We start from the raw sequence: 18,538 nt of genomic DNA on the forward strand, positions 1-18,538 counted from the left end.
GTTCACTCATTCCTACAGGCTTCCCCGATAAATCAGCCATGCCCCTGCCCCTGATCTACCACGAAGACTACAGTCCCGAGTTCCCGGCGGATCACCGCTTCCCCATGGACAAGTTTCGCCTGCTGCGCGATCACCTGGTGGACAGTGGCCTGACCCGTGACATCGACCTGCTGCGCCCGGAGCTGTGCCCGGCGGATATTCTCGCCCTCGCCCATGACCCTGCGTATATCGAACGCTACATGGATGGCGAGTTGTCCCGCGAAGACCAGCGGCGCCTTGGCCTGCCCTGGAGCGAAGCACTGGCCCGGCGCACAGTGCGGGCGGTCGGCGGTTCGCTGCTGGCGGCCGAACAGGCGCTGGAACATGGCTTGGCTTGTCACCTGGCCGGCGGCACACACCACGCGCATTACGATCACCCTGCCGGGTTCTGCATCTTCAATGACCTGGCGGTGATCAGCCATTACCTGCTGGAAAGTGGCCGGGTGAATCGGGTGTTGATCTTCGATTGCGATGTGCATCAGGGCGACGGGACTGCACGAATCCTGCACAACACCCCAGAAGCGGTGACCGTTTCCCTGCACTGCGAAAAGAATTTTCCTGCACGCAAAGCCGAAAGCGACTGGGACATCCCGTTGCCGATGGGCATGGGCGATGCCGATTACCTGAAGGTGGTGGACGATGCGCTCAACTATTTGCTGCCGCTCTATCAACCGGATCTGGTGCTGTACGACGCCGGTGTCGACGTGCACAAGGATGACGCCCTGGGTTATCTGAAGCTGACCGACGAAGGCGTCGCCGCTCGTGATGAAAGCGTGATGCGCCATTGCCTGGGCCGGGATATTCCGGTGGTCGGCGTGATCGGCGGCGGCTACAGCAAGGACCGCAAGGCCCTGGCGCGCCGTCATGGCATCCTCCATCACAGCGCCCAACGGGTGTGGCAGTCATCAGGTTGTCATTGATGTGTGAGTCTTTACCCACAATGCCTGTGGAACCGCCTGTGGATAACCTGAGTGAAAGGGCCTGCAGCCCATGCGGGGTATAGGTTACAGAGCGGTGGTTGTTTTTTAACCAGCCCTCGAATCCTCCCACAGGGAACAGGGCTGGTAGAATGCGCGGCTTATTCCGCCACGCCGCAGCTCTCGCCATGACCCAGCCCTCCACTTCCCTCCCCCCTCAAGTCGCCATCATTGGCGGCGGCCCCGCCGGCTTGATGGCGGCTGAAGTGTTGAGCCAGGCCGGGATCAAGGTCGATCTGTACGACGGCATGCCTTCAGTGGGGCGAAAATTCCTGCTCGCCGGGGTCGGCGGCATGAACATCACCCACTCCGAGGCCTACCCGGCATTTCTCTCACGCTATGCCGAACGGGCGCCGCAGATTGCCCCGCTGTTACGCTCGTTCGGCGCCGAAGCCTTGTGCCAATGGATTCATGACCTGGGTATCGAAACCTTTGTCGGCAGCTCCGGCCGGGTGTTTCCCACCGACATGAAAGCCGCGCCCCTGTTGCGTGCCTGGCTCAAACGCCTGCGCGATGCCGGCGTAGTTATCCACACCCGCCATCGCTGGCTCGGTTGGGATACCAACGGTGATTTGCGCATCGACAGTCCCGAAGGCGAAAAAACCGTTCACGCGGATGCGAGCCTGCTGGCACTCGGCGGCGGCAGCTGGTCGCGTCTCGGCTCGGACGGTGCCTGGATGCTGCCGCTGGAACAGCGCGGTGTAGGGCTGGCGCCGTTGCAACCGAGCAATTGCGGCTTCGAGGTGCAGGCCTGGAGCGAATTGATGGTCAGCAAATTCGCCGGCAGCCCGCTGAAAAACATCGCCATCGGCCTCAATGACGACGTGCCACGACTCGGCGAGTGTGTGATCACTGCCACGGGGATTGAAGGCAGTTTGATCTACGCCCTGTCGGCAGCGATCCGCGAAGCGATCAATCAACACGGCTCGGCAACCCTTCACCTCGATCTGTTACCAGGCAAGCCTGTGGATAAAATCCAGGCGGCGCTGAGCAAACCGCGCGGCTCACGCTCCATGGCCAAACACCTGCACAGTCAGCTTGGGCTTGATGGCGTGAAAGCAGCATTGTTGCGGGAACTGACCCCGGCCGAGTGCTTTACCGATCCGGCGCTGCTGGCCAAAGCGATCAAGGCATTGCCGCTGACGCTGGTGAAAACCCGACCATTGGACGAAGCCATCAGCAGCGCCGGTGGCGTGATGTTCGAGGCGATGGATGAACGTTTGATGCTCAAGCAACTACCCGGCGTGTTCTGCGCAGGGGAAATGCTCGATTGGGAAGCGCCGACCGGCGGCTATCTGCTGACCGCGTGTTTCGCCAGTGGGCGAGCGGCGGGGTTGGGGATGGTGGAGTGGTTGAAGCACCGACGCTGATCGTTCCCACACTGCGTGGGAACGATCTTCAGAGGATCAAGGCTTACGCTTACGCGGCCCGGTATTGAACACTGGCACTTTACGCACCGGCTTGATCGAAGGCTCCGGCGCTGACGCATCACCGCTCTCGACCCATTTACCCAGGTTGCGCTTGCCGCCACCGGAGGTTTTGGGCTTCTTCGGTTTTTTCGGCTTCTTGATCACCTGACCGCTGGCATCGGTATCCGGCACGCGGTGTTCAGGTTCGAAGTCCGGCTCCATCTGGCGAGTCAACGTCTGACGGGTCAACATCTCGATGGCTGACAGCTGATTCACTTCATCGGCGCAGACCAGCGAAATCGCCTGCCCGGTTGCACCCGCACGGCCGGTACGACCAATGCGGTGGATGTAGTCCTCTGCCACGATCGGCAGGTCGAAGTTGACCACCAATGGCAAATCTTCGATATCCAGACCACGGGCAGCGACGTCGGTGGCCACGAGGATCTGCACTTCGCTGGCCTTGAAGCGATCCAGCGCCCGCTGGCGAGTTGCCTGGGGTTTGTCGCCGTGGATGCCGTCGGCATTGACGCCCAGGCCCTGGAGTTTTTCCACCAACGCGTCTACGCCGTTACGGGTCTTGGCGAACACCAGCACCTGCTTCCACTTGCCCTTGCGCATCAAGTGAATGAACAACTCCGGCTTGCGCTTTTTGTCCACCGTCACCACCCATTGCTTGACGGTGTTGGCGGCCACGTTGCGCGGGCTGACTTCGATGCTCAACGGGTCGTTGAGCATTTGCCCGGCCAGCATGCGGATGGCATCGGAGAAGGTCGCGGAGAACAACAACGTCTGGCGTTTCTTCGGCAGCGCCTTGTAAATGTTCCCCAGCTCTTCGGAAAAACCCAGATCGAGCATGCGATCGGCTTCGTCCAGCACCAGGGTTTGCAGCTGGTTGAACTTGAGCGCGTTCTGGCGGAACAGGTCGAGCAAACGGCCCGGGGTCGCCACCAACAGGTCGACGCCTTTGCGCAGCTTCATCATTTGCGGGTTGATGCTGACGCCGCCGTACACCGCGTAGGTGCTCAACGGCAGGTTCTCGGCGTACTGGCGCACGGCTTCGTGAACCTGCTCGGCCAGTTCGCGGGTCGGCACCAGAATCAGCGCGCGCACGGAGTTGGCGCTGACCTTCGGCCCTTCCATGGTCAGCAATTGCAGCAGCGGCAAGGCGAAACCGGCGGTTTTGCCGGTACCGGTCTGGGCCGCAGCCATCAGGTCGCGACCGGCCAGCACCGCCGGAATCGCTTGCGCCTGAACCGGCGTCGGGGTCTGGTAACCAAGCGTCTCGAGGGCGCGCAGCAAGGGTTCGATCAGGCCAAGGGTGGCGAAAGTCATGGGAGTACCGTAGGAAAATTCAGCGCGATTGTGCGAAACAAGTGTGCAATGGCGCGCAGTTTACCCTAATTCGCGCGGGATTCTGTCGGCACCACTACGGCAGGGGCAGGCCGATCTGTGCCACGGCGCCACTGCGGCAACCCGATCAACACCACGGCACTGATGATCACCGCCATGGCCAGCGTTTCCTCGATACCGATGGTCTCGCCGACAAACACGATCCCCAGCAACACCGCCACCGCAGGGTTGACGTAGGCATAACTGGTGGCCGCGGCCGGACGCACGTGTTTCAACAGGTACATGTAGGCGTTGAAGGCGATGATCGAACCGAAGAGGGTCAGGTACGCCAGCGCCGCCCAGCCTTCGATCGGCGGCAGACTTTCCAGACGCTCACCACTCACCGCACTGCCGATCAGCAACACCACGCCACCCACCAGCATCTCCACGGCACTGGCCATCGCGCCCTGAGGCAACGGCAAATGTTTGCTCCACACCGAGCCGAAGGCCCAGGACGCCGCCGCGAACACCAGCAACGCTGCGCCCAACGGGCTCGATTGCAGGTTGGAGCCGAGGTTGAGCATGGCAATGCCGATCAGCCCGAGCACAATCCCGGCCCATTCGAGACGGGTATTACGCGCGCCCCAGAAATATCCGCACAACAAGGTAAACAGCGGCACCGTCGCCACCGCCAACGCGGCCACGCCAGAGGCTACGCCCGTATGCTCGGCGACGCTCACCGCACCGTTACCGCATGTCAGCAGCAAAATCCCGATGATCCCCGCCGCTTTCCACTGTGCCCAGGTCGGTGCCGGTGCTCCACGCCAACGCAGGTAGGCGTACATCAACGTCCCGGCGAGCACGAAGCGGATACCGGCGAGCAGCAACGGCGGCCAGTACTGCACGCCGATGCGAATCACCAGGTAGGTCGACCCCCAAATCACGTACAACGCGAAAAAAGCAGCGATCAGCGGTAAGGAAAAACGGCGTAGACCAGACATGGGCAGCTCGATGAACAAGACAAGGAGAGCCGCTATTCTAGAAAGGCCAACAGCGGAAAATAAGCTACAAAACCTGTTTATAGCGCCGGTACACTTTTCAAAACACGGAGTTCGACGCTATAAACCGTGCTTTCGAAAGTCAGTCACTTTTCAGGTAGGCCACGATGGACAAATACGACCGCATGCTCCTCAGCGCCCTGCTGGAAAACGGTCGTGCGTCCTACGCCGATCTGGCGCGAAAGGTGAACCTGTCCGCTCCGGCGGTGGCCGAACGCGTTGACAAACTTGAAGCCTGCGGGGTGATCACTGGTTACCAGGCGAAAGTCGACATGTCCAAAATCGGCCTGCCGATCCAGTGCGTCATCGAACTGCGCCTGAACCAGCACGGTAAACAGAAAACCTACGACGAACTGATCAAAATCCCACAGCTCACCGAGTGCCATCGCGTCACCGGCGACCCGTGCGTGATCATGCAAGCGGCGGTGGGCTCGATGCCGGAGCTGGAAGAGTTGATCAACCGGATCGCCGCGTTCGGGTTCAGCAAGACCTCGATTGTGTTGTCCAGTGCCATCGAAAAGCGGGTGCCGTTGGGGCAGCTGGAGGGGAATGGCAAATAGTTCTCCTGTAGGAGCTGTCGAGTGAAACGAGGCTGCGATCCTTTGACTTTTAAGATCTAGATCAAAAGATCGCAGCCTCGTTTCACTCGACAGCTCCTACAGAGGTTCAGGGGGCCAGTGATTCAGGGGATCAGGGGTTCAGCAGTGCTTCCGTCAGAACCCGCGATACCGCTTCAAATGCTCATTGATCTTCGCCGCCGGTACTTTCTGCAGGCTGCACAACAGATCATGGGACAACTCGCGCAATCCATGCTTTTGCCGCAGCTCTTGCGCCAGATGCGCCGTCAGGTTGGCGGCCATTTCCGCATCGGCCATGGCCCGGTGAGCCTTGCCGGTATTGGGCAGGCTGGCGAAGGTGGTGAGGGTGCCGAGTTTGTGGTTCGGCGCAGCGGGCATCAGGCGGCGGGCGAGTAACAGCGAGCAGGCAAAGTTCTGCAGACGTGTACGTTTGATTCGCCCGAGCTCGTAGTCCCAGAACTTCTGGTCGAACGCAGCGTTGTGCGCCAGCAGCGGCGTAATGCCGACAAATTCGTTGACCTCGTTCATCACCTGCTCGGCCGAGGGCGCAGTGCGCAGCATGGCGTTGCTGATGCCGGTCAGTTGTTCGATGAACGCCGGCACCCGCACGCCGGCATTCATCAGGCTTTGGTAACGCTCGACGATGCGCCCCTGTTCAAGAATCACCACGGCAATTTCCGTGGCCCGGCAGCTGCTGCTCGGGGAGATCCCGGTGGTTTCAAAGTCGATGACTGCTATGCGTTCCAAACCTGTTTCAACTCCGTAAAAATCAATTCTTGAGCAGCAACGCGCCTTCGATCGGTACGTAACGACTGGCGGCGCGGATCAGCGAGTTGGCCGTCAGGCCCGGCACGCCGTAGGCCACCGCCTGCACACCGTGCTTGGCGATGATGCGCTCCAGCAGCATGTCGAAATCGCCGTCGCCAGAGGCCAGCACCACTTCGTCGACATGGTCGGCGGCGTCCATGATGTCGAGGGTAATGCCCACGTCCCAGTCGCCTTTGGCCGAACCGTCGCTGCGCTGGATGTAAGGCTTGAGCTTCACGACGAAGCCGAGGTTACGCAGGATCTGCTGGAACTGCTGCTGTTTGCTGTCGCCACGATCGATCGCATAGGCATAGGCCTCGACGATCTGCCCCTGCTTGCTGACGTCAGCCCACAAAGCGGCGTAGTTGAAGTGGCAACCATAGGCCTGACGCACGGTGTAGTAGAGATTCTGGACATCGGCGAACACTGCGATTTTTTTCACCGTACATCCTCTCAGCGCGTTGGCGCGCGGGGTCGTGGCGCGTTGGCGCGCGGGCAGGATCAGGCTCCAGGCCCGAAAAGTCGCCCAGTATGCCAGCCCGAAGGATTGTTCCGCGAATAATCGGCCGTGTGGCGAGGGAGCTTGTCGGAACGCCGCAGCGTCCCGCTGGGGTGCGAAGCGGCCCCCTTGCTTTGAAACCCAAGGGGCCTGCTACGCAGTCCAGCGGGAGCAAGCTCCCTCGCCACAGGTGAATCAGATGAAAGAGTCGTCGTCATCGCCACCGAAGAACGATGAACCGTCATCGTCGTAATTCGCGTCGGTGAAACCGCCCTGATCGCTGGAGTTGTCAGCTACGCGCTGATCATTGCCCCAACCGCTGCTATCGCTCTGATCGTTGACCTTGGCCGGTTCTTCCTTGATGACTTCAACCACTTCCGGCTGCTGATTGTGATGGAACAGGCTGCTGATGCCTTGCGCCAGCATCACGCCACCGGCCACGCCCGCTGCCGTTTTCAACGCACCGCCGAGGAAACCGCTGCCGACAGGCTGTTGCGGTGCGTAATTCTGCGAAGGCGGCGCTCCGAAATTCTGCTGAGCAGGCGGTGCACCGAAGTTTTGCTGCGGCTGCGAGTTGAACGACGGCCGTCCTGGTTCACGCCAGCCGCCATTCGAGGGGGCTGCGCTTTGCGTCGGCGCAGGCTGCGGATCACGGGAAGCGCCACCGAAGATGCTCGACAAAAAGCCGCCGCTTGGCGCCGGCGCCGCTGTCTGCGCCTTGGCCTGTTGCAGTTCGGCCTGCAATTGCTGCACTTGCTGGGTGAGTTGCTTGTTCTGTTCGTCGAGGCTCTTGATGGCTGCCTCTTGCACCAGAATCGCCTGGGTCATGAAATAGCCCGCCGCTGGTTGGCGAGTCAGGTGTTCCTTGATCCGCGCCTCAGCCTGGGCGTCGCGCGGGGCTGAGTCCGTTTCGGCCTGTTGCAGCCGGGAAAACAGTCCATCGATCAGGGTTTGTTCTTCGCTGTTCATGGCGACCTCGTAGATTGCCGGGAATATCATTGCCCTCACCCACAGTGGATAAGGTGCTCACCAGTAATGGGGCTGATACAGGATGTTTCAATGACCTTTACCGAACGTTTACGTTTGTGCCCCGAAGGAGTTGATCGGTTAAAGTGAGGCACTGCTTTCAACCTGCGATACCGACTGATGAATTCGTTCGATGTACTGCGTGACTCTCTGTATTTCTTCAAGCGCAATCTGAGCCAGATCGTGCAGCTATGCCTGCCGCTGGTGATTGTCGAGGCGCTGCTGCAACAAGTGGTCGACCGCTCCACCGGGCCGGACAGTTTCGCCGGCATCAGTGTGATTGTCGGCTTGCTGGTGTATCCGCTGTACACCGCCGCGCTGATCCTGTTTCTCGATGCCCGCAGCCGAGGCGAATCGCCGCGTACCCGCGACCTGTTGGCAGCCGCTGCGACCCTGTGGCCGCGCTTCGCCGTGCTGACCGCCCTCAATACGTTGCTGATCCTGATCGGCCTGTCGCTGTATTTCCTGCCGGGCATCTGGCTGATGGTGACGCTGGCGTTCGGCGAGTACCTGTTGGTGCTGCGCGGCTTGGCACCGCTGGCGGCGATGAAGGAAAGCCTGCGCCTGACCCGCGGGCATTTCATCCGCATTCTGGTGTGCATTCTGTGCGTGATGGGCCCGCTGTGGGTGCTCAAGGGAGCGACACTGGCGGTTTACCCTGACCCGCAGAACCCGGTGATCTCGCTGCTGATCGACAGCGCCCACAGCTTCCTGCAGCTGTTCACCAGCGTGGTGCTGTTCCGTTTGTTCATGCTGATCGCCGATGCACCCGAGAAATCTGATGAGCGGCTCTGACCGCTCTACCCTTGGGCTTTGGCGCTGCTCTCGGTTATGCTCGGGGTCAATCTTGTAACGCGATAAGCCGAGCGATGCCCCGTCTACTGCGCTACACCCTGCTGTGCCTGTTGATCGCCATCAGCCTGATTGCATTGCTGATCTACAGCCTGACCTGGCGCCCCGACGCCAAGGAAGCGCTGCCGGTCAGTTGCAACGCCCAGGCGCCGACGCTGGTGCCCGGCCAGGCGCTGAAGGTGATGACCTGGAACGTCCAGTACCTGGCCGGCAAGCGCTATGTGTTCTGGAACGACCTGGCCGCAGGAGACGACGAATCCCCTACACCTGAAGACATGGCCTTCAGCCTCGACGAAGTGGCGCGGGTGATTCGCGACGAGCAACCGGACATCGTGCTGTTGCAGGAACTCGATGACGGCGCCAAGGCCAGCGACTACCAGAACCAGTTCAAATTGCTTCAGGATCGGGTCACCGACCTGTATCCATGCACCGCTCAGGCCTTCGACTGGAAAGCGGACTTCGTGCCTGAACCGCATATTTTCGGCAGCGTTGGCCGGCAATTGGCAACCCTGAGCCGCTACCGGATCGAACACGCCGAACGCCTGCAACTGCCGGTCGCGCCGGCCAACGTCATCAGCCGGCAGTTCAAACCAAAAGACGCCTTGCTGGTCACGTACCTGCCATTGAACGACGGTGGCCAGATGGCCGTGCTCAACACCCATCTGGACCGCGCCACCCAGCTCGACGATTCCTTGCAAACCCAGGTGACCGCCGTGGCCAAGGTGCTCGACAAGTTCGAAAGCCGCGGCACGCCGTGGTTGATCGGCGGAGATTTCAATCTGTTGCCACTGGGCCAGTATCAACGCCTGCCCGCCGAGCAACGCAGGCTCTACTCCGCCGACAGCGCGCTGCATGTGCTGTGGGACAAATACCCGATGATCCCCACCAACAACGAAGCCAGCGGTATCGACCGGGCGCAATGGTTGACCCATTACCCGAACGATCCCGGCTTGAACGGGCCGGACCGGACCGTCGACTACCTGTTTTACAGCCCGCGCATCAAACGGGTCGAAGCGCGGGTGCGGCAGGACGATACGTTGCGCATTTCCGATCATTTGCCGGTGATTGCGCGGTTTCTGTTGCCGGCTGTGCCGTAGATTGGCGGTGCCAGGGGAAAAGATCGCAGCCTTCGGCAGCTCCTACAGGGATCGCGTGCACATGGGAAATATCGGGTGCACCCGGTCAACGTAGGAGCTGGCGCAGCCTGCGATCTTTTGATCTTCAGCTTTTACGAGGTTTGATCCGCGCCGTCGCCTCGGCCACCAGCGGATCATCCGGCCAATAGTGCTTCGGATACCGCCCCTTCAAATCCTTCTTCACCTCGGCATACGTACTGCGCCAGAAGTTCGCCAAATCCTGAGTCACCTGCACTGGCCGCCGCGCCGGGGACAGCAAATGCAGTTTGACCACCTGCCGGCCACCGGCAATCCGCGGGGTCTCGGCCAGGCCGAACAACTCCTGCAACCGCACCGCCAGAATCGGCGGCTGCTCGCTGTAATCCAGACGAATCGATGAACCCGACGGCACGCTCAAATGATGCGGCGCCAGCTCATCCAGCCGTTGCGGCAACGGCCACGGAAGCAAGTTGTGAACGATGCTCGACAGGTCCAGATTGGCGAAGTGACTGAGCCGCGAGACTTTCCCCAGATAGGGCATCAGCCAGTGTTCGAGGCTTTTGAGCAATGTTGCGTCGCTGACATCCGGCCATTCGCTCTCGCCTTTACCCGCGAGATCCAACTGCCGCAACAACGCCACCCGCGCCTGCCACTGACGCAGCGCTGGCGTCCAGGGCAACAGCTCCAGACCTTTGCGCCGCACCAGATTCACCAACGCCTGGCTGCGAGCACTTTCATCGAGCCCGGTCAGCGGTTCGCGACTGAGGATCAATTCACCGACCTTACGCTGACGCTCGGCCCGCAGCACACCTTCGCGCTCATCCCAATCCAGTTGATCGACGCAGCGCACCTGTTCCGCCAGCACGGAGTCGAACAACGCCGGATCAAAATCCGTCGCCAGATAAATCCGTTCTTCACGCTGGCCCTGACGACTGCCCAGATCGGCGATCACCAACCACGGTTGCTTCATCAGGCTGTCCGCCTCGGCAAACAATGCCGCACGACCGTTGGCCAGGCGATATTCAGCGCCACCGGCCCGCCGCTGTTGGGCGACCCGATCGGGATAAGCCAATGCCAGCAACGCACCGAGCCAACGCGGATGTTCGGGATCGCTGACCGGCTCCGACGCTTTGCCGCGCAAATAACCGCGATACTGCCGCGCCAGTTGCCGGGCCCGTTGAACACCGCCCTGCGCACCGCGAGCGGCCCGCTCTTCGCCGGATAACAGCACCAGTCGGCTGTGCAGGTCTGCGCCAGCACCACGCAAGATATCGCGCTCGCCGAGCAGTGCCGCGACATCACAGGCCATGTCAGCCAGGCCGAGCGCCTGGCCACGCAACAGCAAATGGGCGATCCGAGGATGGGCCGGCAGTTCGGCCATGGCCTGACCATGACGGGTCAGCGCTTCACCCTCCAGCGCACCCAAACGCTCAAGCAGATCCTGAGCCTGTGCATAAGCCGCTGCCGGAGGAACATCCAGCCAAACCAATTGCCCCGGTGTCACGCCCCAACGACCGAGTTGCAAGGCCAGCCCGGCAAGGTCCGCCGAGAGTATTTCCGCACTGGCGTAAGCCGCCAGTTGTTCGTGCTGATCCTGCGACCACAAGCGATAACACACGCCAGGCTCCAAACGCCCGGCCCGGCCCGCGCGCTGCGTGGCACTGGCCTTGGAGATGCGTTGAGTATCCAGGCGGGTCATGCCGCTGCCGGGGTCGAAACGCGGCACGCGCGCCAGCCCGGCATCGATCACCACGCGCACGCCATTGATGGTCAGGCTGGTTTCGGCGATGTTGGTGGCCAGCACCACTTTGCGCTTGCCCGCAGGCGCCGGTTCAATCGCCGCACGCTGCGCCGCCAGGTCCAGTTCGCCGTGCAACGGGCACAGCAACACAGGCGTGCCCTCGCCCAGCGCATCGACCAATTGTTGATGCACCCGCCGAATTTCCGCCTGCCCCGGCAGAAATACCAGAAGGCTGCCGGTCTCATCGTTCAGCGCATCAAGGATGGTCTGCACCACCTTTGGCTCGATGAACTCACCGGGCTGAAACGGCCGGCCCCAGCGCATCGCCACCGGGTACATGCGACCTTCGCTGCGCAGGATTGGCGCGTCATCCAGCAACCCGGCCAGGCGTTCGCCTTCCAGGGTCGCCGACATCAAGAGAATTTTCAGCGGTTGATCGTCGCGGAACAGTTCCCGGCCATTCAGGCTCAGGGCCAAGGCCAGGTCGGCATCGAGGCTGCGTTCGTGGAACTCGTCAAAGATCAGCAAGCCCACGCCTTCCAGTGCCGGGTCATCCTGCAAGCGCCGGGTGAGGATGCCTTCGGTGACCACTTCGATGCGGGTATTGGGGCCGACCTTGCTGTCGAGACGAATGCGATAGCCCACGGTTTCGCCGACCTTCTCGCCCAATTCACTGGCCAAGCGCTCTGCCGCCGCCCGCGCCGCCAACCGGCGCGGTTCGAGCATCAGAATGGTCTGCCCGGCCAGCCACGGCTCATCGAGCAAGGCCAACGGCACCCGGGTGGTTTTACCGGCACCGGGCGGTGCTTCGAGCACGGCTTCGTGGCGTGTAGCGAGGGCTTCACGCAGGGCGGGTAAAACTTCATCAATTGGCAAAGAAATCATGCTGGCTCCCAAACAGAGGGCCGAGTATAACGGCGTTCAGCGCGGTCCTAATTCATATCGACGATGCTTCGTTTCCAGATAACCCAGGAGATTTCAAATGCGTGCTCCCTTTCGCTTGATCGGCGGTGTATTGATCGCGTCCTTGCTGACCCAGGTGACCGCCTGCGGTTCGATTTTCTATCCGGATCGCCGCGGCCAGATCGACGGCAAGATCGACCCGGCCATCGCCGCGCTGGATGCCGTGGGCCTGCTGTTCTATATCATCCCCGGCCTGATCGCCTTTGCAGTGGACTTCGCCACGGGTGCGATTTACTTCGAGCCCGGCCGGACCGCTCAGGTGGCCCCGGAAAAACTCAAGGAAGCCATCGGCGCCGACGGCAAGGTCGATAACCACAAGTTGCAGACTATTCTCGAAAGTGAACTGGGCCGCAGCTTCCCGCTGGACGATCCGCGTCTGATCCAGCACAGGGGCAGCGCCCAGCAACTGGCTATGTTCGGCCTGCAACCGGCTGCATAATTCGTGCATTTGAAGGAACCACAGCACTGATGACTACCCCTACCGACCACGCCCGCCTGCTGCGGCTGGCGACGCGCGCCTCGGTGGCGGTCGCGTGCATATTGATCATCGCCAAAGCCATCGCCTGGTGGCTGAGCGGCTCGGTGAGCATGCTCGCCGGGTTGACCGACTCGGCACTCGACGGCGTCAGCTCGCTGCTCAATCTGCTGGCCGTGCATTACGCCTTGCGCCCGGCCGACAACGATCATCGTTATGGGCACGGCAAGGCCGAATCATTGGCGGGCATGGCTCAGGCGCTGTTCATTGGCGGCAGCGCAGTGCTGATTGCCTTGCAGGCGATCGAACGGTTGAAACATCCGGAGCCGATAGGCGCAGCGTGGCTCAGCATCGGGGTGATTGTGTTCTCCCTCGTCCTGACCGTGGCCCTGCTGATGTTGCAGCACCGGGTAATCAAGGCTACCGGTTCCAACGCGGTGAGCGCCGACTCCTTGCATTACCGCTCGGACCTGCTGCTCAACGGCGGCATTCTCGTGGCGCTGGTGCTGGCCGGGTTTGGCTGGCAGCAAGTCGACCCTTGGTTCGGTCTGGGGATCGCTGCTTACATCCTCTGGAGCGCAATTCAGATCGCCCGGGAAAGTTTTGCAGTGCTGATGGATGAAGAGTTACCGACTGATGTCAGCCAGCACATGCTCGAACTGGCCTGCAGCGTACCGGGGGTTCTGGGTGCCCACGACTTGCGCACGCGGATTTCCGGTAACCAGTGGTTCGTGCAATTGCATCTGGAATTGCCGGGGGACTTGACCCTGTCAGTCGCCCACGGCATCAGCGATCAAGCCGCCGATGCGATTCATGCCGTCTACCCGCGAGCCGAAGTGCTGGTGCACGCCGACCCGCAGGAAGTGGTGAAGGCCGCCAGGGCTCAGTAACTCACTTGATAACCGCGACTGCTCAGGCAGTTGCCCTGGGCCTGTCGGTAAACTTGCACCACCGACGGATCCGGTCGGTAGGTGGCGGTACGTGGATCGAAACCGCTCTGTTGCACGGCCCAGCGATAACATTCATAAGCGTCCCGGCTGACTTCCTCCGGCGACTGGCCGTTGGCCGGATACGCCACCACGTCATAACCATTGCTCACCGGTTGCGGCTGCACGGGCGGTTCGACCACGACGTAATCTTGAGTGCTCTCCTGGTAGGCGTAATACGCGCCGGCCGCCAGGAACAACAGCGTGCCACCGATCCACACCTCACGGGCGTAATCGGGCAAATAGCTGACACGAATCCCTCGAGGCGGCTGAACCACCACATAACGCGGGCCTTGCGGGCGATACCAATACCCACCGGAATAGAAATAATCCTGGCCACGATACGGCACACGGAAGTGACGCTCCTCCGGGAAGCGGTCGATCACGTACCCCGGACGATACTGCGGACCGGGGCCCCAGCCATTACCGTGCCCATCCGGGCGACCGGGCCAGCGACGGTCATCGTGACGCGGCTCCCGCCCCCCGGTCTGCCATGGCTGGTTGTAATTGTTACGCCACCGCTCGTCCTGATAGTAGCCACGCCGCGGTTCCTGGGTCTGGCGCACGGTATCGGGCCGACTCTGGATTGGCAGATTATTACTCGGTTGTTGCGGCGCTCGCTCCTGAACGTTTGGATCGTGTAGCGGACGGTTCTGCCACTGGCCACCCTGAACGCTGGAGTCGTGCGGCGTACGGTTCTGCCACTGGCCGCCCTGATTGTTGGACTCGTGCGGCGCCCGGTTCTGCCACTGGCCACCCTGATTCTGGTCGTGGAGCTCAAACTTGCGACTGTTGTCGCCACGAATGATTTCGGTGTTCTGCGGGCGTGGCTGATTGCTGCCGCCACGGCCCTGGCCCTGTTCATTGCCCCGATGATCAGGCCCATGCTGCCCGCCATCGGGGCCGCGGTTCTGCGGTTCATCGGCAAGCGATTGTGCAGTGACACTCACACACAGCAAACCAACACCGGCCAAACGCCAGATGCGCGATTTCATGCTTTTCCTCACGGCGGGTTAGGGCCTGTACGTAAGACTGGGAAAGCGCAGGCCGGTTCTGCAACAGGTTATCAGTCACGTAACTTTTTTATTGAGCGGCTTTTTATTAAGGGCATGCCAAATTGCGGGCAAGAAAAAAGGGAGACCCGTCGGCCTCCCTTTGAGAACTTCGTCCGTGCTCGACGCTTATGACGTCGGCTCACCTCACGCCGTCTTCTGGACAGTGTGTAGCTCGGGGGCCGACGCATCCCCGGTGGGGGTGGCGACCGCAGCTGGCCTGATTGGGCGAGCCGCACTGGACTGTTTGTCCGAGCAGTGATTCTGGTGATAAGAATAGGCCCGGAGCACCGACAGAGGATTGCGAAGATTGCTCAAATAAACATCACTTGCGCAATTTTTAACTCAGGATAGATAATCTGCCGCAATAGTTATGACAAAGGCCTGATTGATGAGCAAACTCGACCGATACGACCTGAGTATTTTGGCGGAATTACAGCGCGACGCGCGCATCTCCAATCAGGAGCTGGCCGAACGCATCGGCCTGTCGCCTTCGCCTTGCTCGCGGCGGGTCAAGCAACTGGAAGACGACGGCTACATCTCCCGCCAGGTCGCCTTGCTGGACCGCAAGATGCTCGGCCTGAGCCTGACCGCCTACGTGCTGATCGGCATGGACCGCCATACTCCCGAGCGCTTCGAGAACTTCGAAGCCGCCATTCGCACGTTACCGCAAGTGCTGGAATGTAGCCTGGTGACGGGGATGGATGCGGATTATCAGCTCAAGGTGGTGGTGCCGGACATGGATCACTATCAGAAGCTGCTGCTGGGGCATCTGACCCGGATTGAAGGGGTGACGAGTGTACGGTCGAGTTTCGTGTTGAACCAGGTGCTCAATAGCACGGAGTTGCCTTTAACCCATTTGCGCAGCTGAGATACCCCCTTCTGTAGGCTGTAGAAGCTGTGTAGGAGCTGTCGAGTGAAACGAGGCTGCGATCTCTTGATCTTGCTCTTTAAATACAACATCAAAAGATCGCAGCCTCGTTTCACTCGACAGCTCCTACGGCGCCTACACAGTTCATACAAGAGCGGTTCTGGCGTCAGCCAGGGCGACGAATGACTGCGGCACACCGACGCAGGTCAATACCCCGCCAATCCCCCTTGGCGTATACTCCTCCGGCCTTTTTAGCCCCGCCCGCGCTGGAGATATTCGATGGATCCTGCAGTTTTCGAAGAGTGGATGATGACTGGCCTGGTCAGCATCCTGATCATTTTCATGGGCTTCATCGTCTGGGATCTGGCAAAAAAATCCAAAGCCGGGCGCTTCGGCTCGTTCATTCTGTTCTTTGTGCTGGGGTTGGGCGTGGCCGCATTCGTGATCAAAAGCGTGGTCATCGGCCTGATCGAATCCGGCACACTATAAACGCGCCGGCACTTCCTTCCACTGGCCCTGATCGAGCCCTTCGATCGACCAGTCACCGATTTTGACCCGCACCAGGCGCAACGTCGGCAAGCCGACCGCTGCGGTCATGCGTCGCACCTGACGGTTGCGCCCCTCGCGAATCACCAATTCCAGCCAACTCGTCGGCACGCTTTTGCGAAAGCGCACCGGCGGGTTGCGTGGCCACAGTTGCGGCTCATCCAGTTGTCGCGCTTCGGCCGGCAAGGTCATACCGTCGTTCAATTCAACGCCATCGCGCAAACGCTGCAACTGCTCGGCGGTTGGCTCGCCTTCCACTTGCACCCAGTAAGTCTTGGCCAGTTTGTGTTTCGGGTCGGCAATCCGCGCCTGAAGCTGGCCGTCGTTGGTCAGCAGCAACAAGCCTTCGCTGTCACGGTCCAGCCGTCCTGCCGGGTAAATCCCCGGAATCTCGATAAAGTCCTTGAGCGTCGCCCGCCCTTCGCCGTCGCTGAACTGCGTCAGTACATCGAAAGGTTTGTTGAACAGAATCAGCCTCGGCTCGGCCGGTGGCGCTTTGGCGACACGGCGCGGGGCTGATTGCGGTTTGTTCGCGCCTGGGCGGCGAGAGTCGGGACGTTGAGGACGAGACATGAGCAAAGGAACATCTAACGGTCAGGGCCGCTAATGCTAGTGCCCCAACCGTCAAATGACCATGAGAACAATCAGCGGAACGGCGGCTCGTCGAAGCTGCGCAGTTTGCGTGAGTGCAGCGAGTTGAGCTCGGTGCGCAACAGATCCACCGCCTCGATACCGATCTTCAAGTGCTGGCTGACCGCGCGCTCATAGAACGCGTTGGCCGAACCCGGCAGTTTGATTTCGCTGTGCAGCGGTTTATCCGACACGCAGAGCAACGTGCCGTAGGGCACCCGCAAGCGATAACCCTGGGCGGCAATCGTGCCGCTTTCCATGTCCACCGCCACGGCGCGGGACAGGTTGATCAGCGGGCGTTCCTGCGCCCAGCGCAGCTCCCAGTTACGGTCGTCGTAGGTCAACACGGTGCCGGTACGCAGGCGTTTCTTCAGTTCGTCGCCCTTTTCACCGGTGATGTTGGCCGCCGCTTGCTGCAACGCCAACTGCACTTCGGCCAAGGCCGGAATCGGAATGTTCGGTGGCACCACCCGGTCGAGAATCCCGTCGCGACGCATGTAGGCGTGTGCCAGCACGTAATCGCCAATGGTCTGCGACTGACGCAAGCCGCCGCAGTGGCCGATCATCAGCCAGCAATGCGGACGCAACACGGCCAAATGGTCGGTGATGTTCTTGGCGTTGGACGGGCCGACGCCGATGTTCACCAGAGTCACGCCATGGCCGTCGCTGGCGATCAGGTGATAGGCCGGCATCTGGTAACGATGCCAGACCACGCCCGCGGCAATCGCCGAGGCTTCGCCATGGTCCATACCCTTTTCGATGATCACGTTGCCCGGCAACACCATGCGCACAAAACGCGGGTCTTTGCGCAGTTGTTCCAGGCCATGAACGATGAACTGGTCGACGTAACGGTGGTAGTTGGTCAACAGAATCCACGGCTGCACATGCCGCCAGTCGCTGCCGGTGTAGTGCACCAGTCGGCGCAGGGAGAAGTCCACCCGCGCGGCATCGAACAGGGCCAATGGCAGCGGGTCGGTGTTTTCCCAATCGTACAAGCCATCGGCGATGCCATCGGTGGCGGCCGACAGATCCGTACTCGGGAACACCCGCGCCAGTACCGCCGCCGTGACGCCGGAGCCGGCCAGTTCATCGCCCTGCTCGACCACGTACGGATAAGGAATGTTCTGCTGGCTGACGCCGACTTCCACGGTCACGGTGAAGTCGTGCATCAACGGAACGAGTTGTTCCAGCAGGTATTTGCGAAAGGCTGCCGGATGAGTGACGGTGACGCTGTAGGTCCCCGGCAATTGAACCTTGGCATAGGCGCGAGTGGTCTGTGGGACTTCGCCCTGGCAGAGGTAGGTCAGACGCAACTCGGGATAACGAAACAGGGCACGCTGTTCAGCGTCCGGCTCGACGCGATCCTTGAGATAACGCTTGAGCGCTTGATTCAGCGCTGTGGTTGCACGCTCGTGCAAGACAGCAAGCCGGTCAACGGCTTGCTCGGCGGTTTGAACGACAATAAACGCTTCGGTCACGATCAGCTTCCTGTGTTCTGACTTGCAGACCTTCATCTTGCCTGCATCATCGCTTCACGGGAACAGTGAAAAAAGATCGCAGCCTTCGGCAACTCCTACAGAGGGTC

The 18,538-nt window shown here is 60.9% G+C and carries 18 protein-coding genes; 9 read left to right on the top strand and 9 right to left on the bottom strand.

The annotated features are described in order from the left end of the window. The first annotated feature begins 38 nt into the window (after positions 1–38). Together ACEN9A_RS26020 and ACEN9A_RS26025 are read left to right on the top strand one after the other, a co-directional pair. On the top strand, positions 39–959 hold the full coding sequence (locus tag ACEN9A_RS26020; RefSeq protein WP_096479508.1) for a histone deacetylase family protein: 921 nt from the start codon (positions 39–41) through the stop codon (positions 957–959). A 185-nt stretch (positions 960–1,144) separates the two neighbouring features. Further along, positions 1,145–2,386 (top strand): TIGR03862 family flavoprotein, encoded by a 1,242-nt coding sequence (locus ACEN9A_RS26025; RefSeq protein WP_258674220.1) that lies wholly within the window; start codon positions 1,145–1,147, stop codon positions 2,384–2,386. Positions 2,387–2,422: 36 nt separating this feature from the next. On the opposite strand, the gene rhlE1 is transcribed toward ACEN9A_RS26025, so the two are convergent. Further along, the gene (gene rhlE1, locus ACEN9A_RS26030; protein ID WP_258671226.1) at positions 2,423–3,757 is read right to left on the bottom strand and encodes an RNA helicase RhlE1; all 1,335 of its coding nucleotides are present in this window, start codon (positions 3,755–3,757) and stop codon (positions 2,423–2,425) included. Positions 3,758–3,822: 65 nt separating this feature from the next. Further along, positions 3,823–4,755: a drug/metabolite exporter YedA gene (gene yedA / locus ACEN9A_RS26035; RefSeq protein ID WP_258671227.1), complete on the bottom strand. Its 933-nt coding sequence runs from the start codon at positions 4,753–4,755 to the stop codon at positions 3,823–3,825. A 164-nt stretch (positions 4,756–4,919) separates the two neighbouring features. Here yedA and ACEN9A_RS26040 point away from each other — a divergent pair, with 164 nt between their 5' ends. Further along, the gene (locus ACEN9A_RS26040) at positions 4,920–5,372 is read left to right on the top strand and encodes an Lrp/AsnC family transcriptional regulator (RefSeq protein WP_258671228.1); all 453 of its coding nucleotides are present in this window, start codon (positions 4,920–4,922) and stop codon (positions 5,370–5,372) included. Positions 5,373–5,525: 153 nt separating this feature from the next. On the opposite strand, the gene ACEN9A_RS26045 is transcribed toward ACEN9A_RS26040, so the two are convergent. From ACEN9A_RS26045 to ACEN9A_RS26055, 3 genes are all read right to left on the bottom strand, one after another. After that, entirely contained in the window at positions 5,526–6,137 is a 612-nt protein-coding gene (locus ACEN9A_RS26045; protein ID WP_018925784.1) for a 3'-5' exonuclease, read from the bottom strand. A 22-nt stretch (positions 6,138–6,159) separates the two neighbouring features. Beyond that, the gene (locus tag ACEN9A_RS26050) at positions 6,160–6,639 is read right to left on the bottom strand and encodes a LabA-like NYN domain-containing protein (RefSeq protein WP_018925783.1); all 480 of its coding nucleotides are present in this window, start codon (positions 6,637–6,639) and stop codon (positions 6,160–6,162) included. A 252-nt stretch (positions 6,640–6,891) separates the two neighbouring features. After that, positions 6,892–7,665: a DUF2076 domain-containing protein gene (locus ACEN9A_RS26055; protein WP_258671229.1), complete on the bottom strand. Its 774-nt coding sequence runs from the start codon at positions 7,663–7,665 to the stop codon at positions 6,892–6,894. Positions 7,666–7,842: 177 nt separating this feature from the next. Here ACEN9A_RS26055 and ACEN9A_RS26060 point away from each other — a divergent pair, with 177 nt between their 5' ends. Both ACEN9A_RS26060 and ACEN9A_RS26065 read left to right on the top strand, forming a co-directional pair. After that, a complete protein-coding gene (locus ACEN9A_RS26060; RefSeq protein ID WP_019581325.1) occupies positions 7,843–8,517 on the top strand; it encodes a YciC family protein in 675 nt (224 codons plus the stop codon). A gap of 74 nt (positions 8,518–8,591) precedes the next feature. Next, positions 8,592–9,671 (top strand): endonuclease/exonuclease/phosphatase family protein, encoded by a 1,080-nt coding sequence (locus ACEN9A_RS26065; protein WP_258671230.1) that lies wholly within the window; start codon positions 8,592–8,594, stop codon positions 9,669–9,671. Positions 9,672–9,795: 124 nt separating this feature from the next. On the opposite strand, the gene hrpB is transcribed toward ACEN9A_RS26065, so the two are convergent. Continuing rightward, positions 9,796–12,315 (bottom strand): ATP-dependent helicase HrpB, encoded by a 2,520-nt coding sequence (gene hrpB / locus ACEN9A_RS26070; protein WP_258671231.1) that lies wholly within the window; start codon positions 12,313–12,315, stop codon positions 9,796–9,798. Positions 12,316–12,412: 97 nt separating this feature from the next. Between hrpB and pmcY the strand changes: the two genes are divergently transcribed. Together pmcY and ACEN9A_RS26080 are read left to right on the top strand one after the other, a co-directional pair. Then, positions 12,413–12,832: a periplasmic Zn2+ metallochaperone PmcY gene (gene pmcY, locus ACEN9A_RS26075; RefSeq protein WP_258671232.1), complete on the top strand. Its 420-nt coding sequence runs from the start codon at positions 12,413–12,415 to the stop codon at positions 12,830–12,832. A 29-nt stretch (positions 12,833–12,861) separates the two neighbouring features. After that, positions 12,862–13,758 (top strand): cation diffusion facilitator family transporter, encoded by an 897-nt coding sequence (locus ACEN9A_RS26080; RefSeq protein ID WP_258671233.1) that lies wholly within the window; start codon positions 12,862–12,864, stop codon positions 13,756–13,758. On the opposite strand, the gene ACEN9A_RS26085 is transcribed toward ACEN9A_RS26080, so the two are convergent. Next, positions 13,752–14,849, bottom strand: a complete 1,098-nt coding sequence (locus ACEN9A_RS26085) for a DUF6515 family protein (RefSeq protein ID WP_258671234.1) — start codon at positions 14,847–14,849, stop codon at positions 13,752–13,754. The two genes, ACEN9A_RS26080 and ACEN9A_RS26085, sit on opposite strands and share 7 nt — an antisense overlap. A 448-nt stretch (positions 14,850–15,297) precedes the next feature. Between ACEN9A_RS26085 and ACEN9A_RS26090 the strand changes: the two genes are divergently transcribed. Together ACEN9A_RS26090 and ACEN9A_RS26095 are read left to right on the top strand one after the other, a co-directional pair. Further along, positions 15,298–15,777, top strand: coding sequence for an Lrp/AsnC family transcriptional regulator (locus ACEN9A_RS26090; RefSeq protein WP_007937367.1), 480 nt, complete (start codon positions 15,298–15,300; stop codon positions 15,775–15,777). A gap of 279 nt (positions 15,778–16,056) precedes the next feature. Continuing rightward, positions 16,057–16,266 carry a DUF2788 domain-containing protein gene (locus ACEN9A_RS26095; RefSeq protein ID WP_007937369.1) on the top strand — a complete coding sequence of 70 codons (210 nt, stop codon included), beginning with the start codon at positions 16,057–16,059 and terminating at the stop codon, positions 16,264–16,266. On the opposite strand, the gene ACEN9A_RS26100 is transcribed toward ACEN9A_RS26095, so the two are convergent. Both ACEN9A_RS26100 and amn read right to left on the bottom strand, forming a co-directional pair. Next, positions 16,261–16,896, bottom strand: a complete 636-nt coding sequence (locus ACEN9A_RS26100; RefSeq protein ID WP_258671235.1) for a pseudouridine synthase — start codon at positions 16,894–16,896, stop codon at positions 16,261–16,263. The two genes, ACEN9A_RS26095 and ACEN9A_RS26100, sit on opposite strands and share 6 nt — an antisense overlap. Positions 16,897–16,967: 71 nt before the next feature. Then, complete coding sequence (gene amn / locus ACEN9A_RS26105) at positions 16,968–18,467, bottom strand: AMP nucleosidase (RefSeq protein WP_018925774.1); 1,500 nt, start codon at positions 18,465–18,467, stop codon at positions 16,968–16,970. Between the last annotated feature and the right edge of the window lie 71 nt (positions 18,468–18,538).

The organism is Pseudomonas sp. Pseusp18 (assembly GCF_059506005.1).

Coding starts and splice junctions, on each gene's coding strand:
- ACEN9A_RS26020 (WP_096479508.1), top strand. CDS start 39: ATGCCCCTGCCCCTGATCTACCACGAAGACTACAGTCCCGAGTTCCCG.
- ACEN9A_RS26025 (WP_258674220.1), top strand. CDS start 1,145: ATGACCCAGCCCTCCACTTCCCTCCCCCCTCAAGTCGCCATCATTGGC.
- rhlE1 (WP_258671226.1), bottom strand. CDS start 3,757: ATGACTTTCGCCACCCTTGGCCTGATCGAACCCTTGCTGCGCGCCCTC.
- yedA (WP_258671227.1), bottom strand. CDS start 4,755: ATGTCTGGTCTACGCCGTTTTTCCTTACCGCTGATCGCTGCTTTTTTC.
- ACEN9A_RS26040 (WP_258671228.1), top strand. CDS start 4,920: ATGGACAAATACGACCGCATGCTCCTCAGCGCCCTGCTGGAAAACGGT.
- ACEN9A_RS26055 (WP_258671229.1), bottom strand. CDS start 7,665: ATGAACAGCGAAGAACAAACCCTGATCGATGGACTGTTTTCCCGGCTG.
- ACEN9A_RS26060 (WP_019581325.1), top strand. CDS start 7,843: ATGAATTCGTTCGATGTACTGCGTGACTCTCTGTATTTCTTCAAGCGC.
- ACEN9A_RS26065 (WP_258671230.1), top strand. CDS start 8,592: ATGCCCCGTCTACTGCGCTACACCCTGCTGTGCCTGTTGATCGCCATC.
- hrpB (WP_258671231.1), bottom strand. CDS start 12,315: ATGATTTCTTTGCCAATTGATGAAGTTTTACCCGCCCTGCGTGAAGCC.
- pmcY (WP_258671232.1), top strand. CDS start 12,413: ATGCGTGCTCCCTTTCGCTTGATCGGCGGTGTATTGATCGCGTCCTTG.
- ACEN9A_RS26080 (WP_258671233.1), top strand. CDS start 12,862: ATGACTACCCCTACCGACCACGCCCGCCTGCTGCGGCTGGCGACGCGC.
- ACEN9A_RS26085 (WP_258671234.1), bottom strand. CDS start 14,849: ATGAAATCGCGCATCTGGCGTTTGGCCGGTGTTGGTTTGCTGTGTGTG.
- ACEN9A_RS26090 (WP_007937367.1), top strand. CDS start 15,298: ATGAGCAAACTCGACCGATACGACCTGAGTATTTTGGCGGAATTACAG.
- ACEN9A_RS26095 (WP_007937369.1), top strand. CDS start 16,057: ATGGATCCTGCAGTTTTCGAAGAGTGGATGATGACTGGCCTGGTCAGC.
- ACEN9A_RS26100 (WP_258671235.1), bottom strand. CDS start 16,896: ATGTCTCGTCCTCAACGTCCCGACTCTCGCCGCCCAGGCGCGAACAAA.
- amn (WP_018925774.1), bottom strand. CDS start 18,467: ATGAAGGTCTGCAAGTCAGAACACAGGAAGCTGATCGTGACCGAAGCG.